This window comes from Nioella sp. MMSF_3534 (assembly GCF_030732985.1).
Classification (GTDB): Bacteria; Pseudomonadota; Alphaproteobacteria; order Rhodobacterales; family Rhodobacteraceae; genus Nioella.
Genome location: NZ_JASHJX010000049.1, coordinates 21,924 through 28,304 on the forward strand (window position 1 = coordinate 21,924; position 6,381 = coordinate 28,304).

6 protein-coding genes are annotated in these 6,381 nt (G+C 65.4%); all 6 read right to left on the minus strand.

Annotation, left to right across the window (positions count from 1 at the left end):
- Positions 1 to 9: 9 nt before the first annotated feature.
- A complete protein-coding gene (locus tag RBB16_RS17415) occupies positions 10 to 1,200 on the minus strand; it encodes a VWA domain-containing protein (RefSeq protein ID WP_306047361.1) in 1,191 nt (396 codons plus the stop codon).
- On the minus strand, positions 1,200 to 2,060 hold the full coding sequence (locus RBB16_RS17420) for a MoxR family ATPase (protein WP_306047362.1): 861 nt from the start codon (positions 2,058 to 2,060) through the stop codon (positions 1,200 to 1,202). The genes RBB16_RS17415 and RBB16_RS17420 overlap by 1 nt, the downstream gene beginning before the upstream one ends.
- A 55-nt stretch (positions 2,061 to 2,115) precedes the next feature.
- The gene (locus RBB16_RS17425) at positions 2,116 to 4,533 is read right to left on the minus strand and encodes an aerobic carbon-monoxide dehydrogenase large subunit (RefSeq protein WP_306047363.1); all 2,418 of its coding nucleotides are present in this window, start codon (positions 4,531 to 4,533) and stop codon (positions 2,116 to 2,118) included.
- Positions 4,530 to 5,024, minus strand: a complete 495-nt coding sequence (locus tag RBB16_RS17430) for a (2Fe-2S)-binding protein (protein ID WP_306047364.1) — start codon at positions 5,022 to 5,024, stop codon at positions 4,530 to 4,532. The genes RBB16_RS17425 and RBB16_RS17430 overlap by 4 nt, the downstream gene beginning before the upstream one ends.
- Positions 5,025 to 5,035: 11 nt before the next feature.
- On the minus strand, positions 5,036 to 5,869 hold the full coding sequence (locus RBB16_RS17435; protein ID WP_306047365.1) for a xanthine dehydrogenase family protein subunit M: 834 nt from the start codon (positions 5,867 to 5,869) through the stop codon (positions 5,036 to 5,038).
- A 142-nt stretch (positions 5,870 to 6,011) separates the two neighbouring features.
- Positions 6,012 to 6,381 (minus strand): LytTR family DNA-binding domain-containing protein (locus RBB16_RS17440; protein WP_306047366.1); only part of this gene is annotated, 370 nt, incomplete at its 5' end.

The following is a 6,381-nucleotide window of genomic DNA, read 5'->3' on the forward strand; positions in this document are numbered from 1 at the left end:
AATGTCCTTTCACAGCTTCCGGAATTCGGGTTCCAGCGCAGCCAGCGCGTCGAGCGTATTGGCCGGCAGATGGGCGTCGAGATGGGGCAGCGCGGCCTGCATGGCGGCCGCGACCGGCGCGTAATCCGCCCAGCCTTTCAGCGGGTTGAGCCAGACGATGCGGCGGGCCTTGCGGCGGATGCGGGCCAGCACATCGGCCAGCGCTTGCGGCTTTCGCGTGCAGTAGCCATCGGAAAGGATCAGAACCACCGTCCGGCCATTCAGCGCCCGCGCGCCGTAGCCCGAAAGGAAGCTTTCGAGGCTGCCGGAAATATCGGTGCCGCCGCCGAAGCCCTCGGCCATCAGCGACAGCCGCCCGGCGGCGCGGATGCTGTCATGATCGCGCAGCGCGTCCGTCACCCGCATCAGGCGTGTGTGGAAGAGGTAGGCGTCGGCTTCGCAGCCGCTGCCGACAAGCCCTTTCAGAAACGCCAGGAATACCCGCGAATAGACGGTCATCGAGCCGCTGACATCGCATAGCGCCACGATCCGCATGGGGCGCGGCGGGCGGGCACGGCGGAACAGGTCCAGCGGCTCGCCCCCTCGCGCAAGGCTCGCCCTCTGGATGCGCCGCATGTCGAGCGCGGGGCCGCGCAGCGCCTGCCTGCGGCGGCGCGACCGCCGGTCACGGATGGCGCGAGCGATGGAGAGGGCTGCGGCTTCTGCCTGCCTTAACGCCTCCTCGTCCATCAGCTCGCGCAGGTCCCGGCGGTTGAGGTTTGCCGTGCGGGTCGCGATCAGCTTCCCGTCTGCCCCTGCGGCCTCTCCCTCGCCGGGATCGGGGGTGATGGCGTCGTCGTTCCGTGAGTGACGATCCTCCGCTTCCTCCCCCTTGTCCTGTTGCCAGATCCTCGGCTTTGCGGCCTGCACCCGGACATGGCCGGTCTGCGCCGTTCCCGCGCGCTGCTTGCCCGCGTTGAACCAGTAGGCATCGAACAGCTCATCGAAGCGCCGCCAATCCTCCGCATCGCCAGCCAGCAGCGCGCAAAGCGCCTGCCTTGCCTCGTCCCGATCGGTGGCGTTGACGGCAGCAAGCGCCGCCAGCGCATCGCCGGTTTCGCGCGGACCGACGCGCAGCCCGTTCATCCGCAGATGCGCAATAAAGCCCGACATCCGGTCGGCCAACCCGTCGGCGCGGGAAGGGAAGCGCGTGAGCTGCATCAGGCGACCTTCCCGATCAGCCGGTCCATCACCTCGGGCGGCGCGGCGTCATAGTCGGCGGCGGTTTTCAGCAGGCAGACGAGCGTCGCCTGAACCTCGTCCCGCGACTTGGCCAAGTCGTTGACCCCAAGACCGGAGAGCGCAGCGGCCCAATCCAGCATCTCGGCAATGCCGGGGGTTTTCTCAAGGTCTTCCTTGCGCAGCGCCTGCACCACGCCGACGATCTGGCGGGCGAGCAGCCCTTCGACCGCGGGCATCCGGGCCTTGAGGATCGCCAGTTCGGTCGGTTTGTCGGGGTAATCGAGGAAGGAATACAGGCACCGCCGCCGCAGCGCGTCGGACAGGTCGCGGGTGCCGTTCGCGGTCAGGATCACGATGGGTCTGGAGCGCGCCTTGACGGTGCCAAGCTCGGGGATCGTGATCTGGAAATCGGACAGGATTTCAAGAAGGTAGGCCTCGAATTCCTCATCCGCCCGGTCGATCTCGTCGATCAGCAGAACGGGCGGTGTGTCTTCGCTGATCGCCTCCAGAAGCGGGCGTTTCAGCAGGTATTTGTCGGAGAAGAGCTGTTCTTCCGTTGCCGAACCTTCCGCCGCGCGAATGGCCAGCAATTGCCGCTGGTAGTTCCATTCATAGATCGCGTGGGACGCATCGAGCCCTTCGTAGCATTGCAGGCGGATCAGCCGCGCGTCGCGCAAGGCGGCCAGCGCCTTCGCCACCTCAGTCTTTCCCACGCCCGCTGGCCCTTCCAGCAGCAGGGGCCGCCCCAGCACCTGCGCCAGATTCAGCGCCATCGCCAGACGGTCATCGGCGACATAGCCCTCGCGGGCCAGACCCTGTTGAAGATCCGAAATGCTCATCAACCCCTCCCGAAATGGGCCGCCGCGAAGAAACCCCGCGGCGGCCCGCTCACGATCAGCCGTGCAGGCCGAGCCCGTTCGCGATCTTCCAGATCCGCCAATGGTCATGCGGCATGTGGCTTTGCACGAGGCCAAATGGCCGGAACGCATCATGGACCGCGTTCGAGAAGGCCGGAACACCGCCCACGTTGGGGCTTTCGCCCACGCCCTTCGCGCCGATCGGATGATGCGGCGACGGCGTCACCGTGTGGTCGGTGGTGTAGTTGGGCGTTTCCCACGCGGTCGGGATGAAGAAATCCATCAGCGTGCCGGTCTTGACGTTACCCATCTCGTCATAGGCGATCTCCTGCCCCATGGCGATGGCCAGCGCCTCGGTCACGCCGCCATGGACCTGCCCCTCGATGATCATCGGGTTGATCCGGGTGCCGCAGTCATCGAGCGCGTAGAATTGCCGGATCTCCCACTCGCCGGTATCGACGTCGATTTCCATCACGCAGATATAGGCCCCGAACGGGTAGGTCATGTTGGGCGGGTCGTAGTAGCTGACCGCCTCCAGCCCCGGTTCAAGCCCCGGAATGGCCTGGTTGTAGGCGGCAAAGGCGATCTCCTTCATGGTCTTGAAGCGCTCGGGCGCGCCCTTGACCGCGAAACGATCCACGTCCCATTCCACGTCGTCGTCATGGACCTCCAGCAGATAGGCCGCAATCATCTGCGCCTTGGCGCGGATCTTGCGGGCGGCCATGGCGGTTGCGGCCCCCGCAACCGGGGTCGAGCGCGAGCCATAGGTGCCCAGACCATAGGGCGCGGTGTCGGTGTCGCCCTCCTCCAGCGTGATGTCATCGGCGGGAAGGCCGATCTCGCTGGCGATGATCTGCGCAAAGGTCGTGGCATGGCCCTGGCCCTGGCTGATGGTGCCAAGTCGCGCGATGGCCGATCCGGTGGGGTGGATGCGGATCTCGCAGCTGTCGAACATGCCAAGCCCGAGGATGTCGCAGTTCTTCACAGGCCCCGCGCCCACGATTTCCGTGAAATGGGTCAGGCCGATACCCAGAAGCTTGCGCGTCTTGCCAGCCTTGAAGTCCTCGACCCGCTGCGCCTGTTCCTTGCGCAGGTCCTCATACCCCACGGCCTTCAGCGCCTTGTCCCAGGCGGTGTGGTAATCGCCCGAGTCATATTCCCAGCCAAGCGCCGACTGGTAGGGGAACTGGTCGGCCCGGATGAAGTTGATCCGGCGCAGCTCGGCCGCGTCCATGTTCAGCTTGATGGCCAGAACCTCGATCATCCGTTCGATGAAATAGGCCGCTTCCGTCACCCGGAAGGAACAGCGATAGGCGACGCCGCCCGGTGCCTTGTTGGTATAGACCCCGTCAACGGCCAGATAGGCGGTCGGGATGTCATAGGACCCGGTGCAGATATTCATGAAACCCGCCGGGAACTTGGTGGGGTCGGCGCAGGCGTCAAACCCGCCGTGATCCGCCGTGGTGTGGCACCAGAGCCCGGTGATCTTGCCCTCTTTCGTGGCGGCGATCTTGCCGTGCATCCAGTAGTCGCGGGCGAAGGCCGTGGACATGAGGTTTTCCATCCGGTCCTCGATCCACTTCACCGGCTTGCCCGTCACGATGGAGGCGACGACCGAGCAGACATAGCCCGGATAGGCGCCCACCTTGTTGCCGAAGCCGCCGCCTATATCGGGGCTGATGACGCGGATATTGTGTTCCGCCAGGCCCGAGATCAGCGACACAACGGTGCGGATCGCGTGCGGTGCCTGGAAGGTGCCGTAAAGCGTCAGCTTGCCGGTCACCTTGTCCATCGAGGCCACGCAGCCGCAGGTTTCCAGCGGGCAAGGGTGGGTCCGGTGGTAATAGACCATTTCCTCGGCCACCACCTCGGCACCGCCCAGAACCGCCTCGGTCCCGTCCTTGTCACCCACTTCCCAGGTGAAGATGTGGTTATGGTGCTTGCGCGGGCCATGGGCGCCCTCGGTCTGCCCCTCCAGGTCTTCGCGCAGGACCACGTCGGATTTCAGCGCTTCGAACGGGTCGGTCAGAACTGGCAGTTCCTCGTATTCCACCTCCACGAGGTCCACGGCATCCGCCGCGATGTAACGGTCCTCGGCCACCACATAGGCAACCTCCTGGCCCTGGAACAGCACCTTGCCATCGGCCAGCACCATCTGCTTGTCGCCCGCCAGCGTCGGCATCCAGTGGAGCCCAAGCGGCGCGAGGTCCTCGGCGGTCAGCACCGCGACCACGCCGGGCAGGGCCAGCGCGGCCTCCTTGTTGACGGACACCACGCGGGCATGGGCATAGGGGGAGCGGACGAAATCGCCAAACAGCATCCCGTCCATCTTGATGTCATCGACATAGTTGCCCTTGCCTTGCGTGAAGCGCACATCCTCCACCCGCTTGCGCGAGCAGCCCATGCCCTTGAGATTGGCGGCGCGTTCTTCGGGGGTCATGCTCTGGTCGTTCATTCCGCAGCCTCCTTCTGGGCGTTCAGCATGTCGGCCGACGCCATGATGGCCTTGACGATGTTCTGGTAGCCCGTGCAGCGGCAGAGGTTGCCGGCCATGCCGAACCGCACCTCTTCCTCGGTCGGCGTCGGATTTTCCTGCAACAGGCGGTGCGCGCGGGTGATCATCCCCGGCGTGCAGAAACCGCATTGCAGCCCGTGGTGTTCGCGGAACATCTCCTGGATCACGCCAAGGCTGCCGTCATCGTTGACGAGCCCCTCGACCGTGGTCACCTCGGCCCCGTTGGCCTGCGCCACGAAGACGGTGCAGGATTTCACCGACTTGCCGTCGATATCCACCGTGCAGGCCCCGCAATGGCTGGTTTCGCAGCCGATATGGGGGCCGGTGATGCGCAGGTTTTCCCGCAGGAAATGGATCAGCAGCATGCGCGGTTCCGCAAGGCCCTCGACCTCGCGCCCGTTCACGTTCAGTTTTACGTGCATTTTCGACATTTGGGGTCTCCTCAGCCCGCGCGGCTCATGGCGCGCGCGATGGCGCGGCGCAGCATGACGGCGGCGACATGTTTCTTGAACTCGACCGGGCCGCGGTTGTCGGCGACGGGGTCGATGGCGTCGAGCATGGCGGCGACGCAGCCTTCCACATCGCCCCCCGCAAGCGCGGCGCTGGCCTCTTCCGACCATACGGGCGTGTCGGCGAGGTTGGTCATCGCGACCGAGGCAGAACCGCCCCCCACCATCACGGCGGCGGCGGCGGTGGCATAGTCGCCGATCTTGCGCTTCTGCTTTTCATAGGCCTGACCGGTTTCGGCGGCTGGCACCGGGATCATGATCCGGGTCAGGATTTCCTCGTCCTCGCGGGCGGTGAAATAGGCAGCCTCGTAGAAGTCGCGCGCGGCAACGGTGCGGGTGCCATCGGGGCCCACCAGTTCGAAGGACGCATCAAGGCACTGCATCAGCCCCGGCATGTCGTTGCCCGGATCGCCATTGGCGACATTGCCGCCGACGGTGCCCATGTAGCGCACCTGCGGGTCCGCGATCTGCAAGGCAGCCTCGCGGATGATCGGCACCGCCGCCGCCAACCCGTCATGGGTGATCAGCTCGTGCTGGGTGACCATGGCACCGAGCGTGACGCTGTCCGCGCCGATCTCGATGCCCTTCATCTCCTGAATATCCTGTAGGTCGATCACATGGGCCAGGTCGGCCATGCGCAGCTTCATCATCGGGATCAGGCTGTGCCCGCCCGCGATGACCCGCGCGTCATCCCCGTGTTCCTGCAAGATGCTGATGGCCGACGCCGTATCTGTCGGCCGGTGATACTCGAAACCGGCTGGTATCATGTCTGTTGTCCTCCCTGCGCCCGTGGCCTTGGCCTGTCGGGTCCGGGATCATGGAACAATCAGTGTGCGGTTGCATTCCAGCGGCCGGGAACAGGCCGCGCCATCTGTTTCACGAAATGCGAATGGGCTGCACGAGTTGCGATCAGAGCCCGAGCGCCTCCCGAATGTCGCTCAGGCGTGATCGGCTGACGGGCACTTTGGGAAGCGAGGCGACTCCCTCGAAATAGCAGGTGCCATTGTCCTTGTGCCGCTCGAAGCTGGACACATGCGCGGGGTTCACGAGGTAGCTGCGATGAACCCGCAGGAAGCCCGCAGATGCCAGGCGCTCGTCTGCCTCGGATATGGTCCAGGGGCAGAAGAGTTTCTCGGCCCCGACATAGAGCACCGTGTAATGCCCTTCCGCACGAATGGCAGCGATGCGGGACGGGGTGGCAAAGACCGTCTTGCCGTCGCGCTCATACGGAACGCCTGCCGTGGCGCTTGCGGTCGCGCGCGGTGCCGGGGGGGGCGAC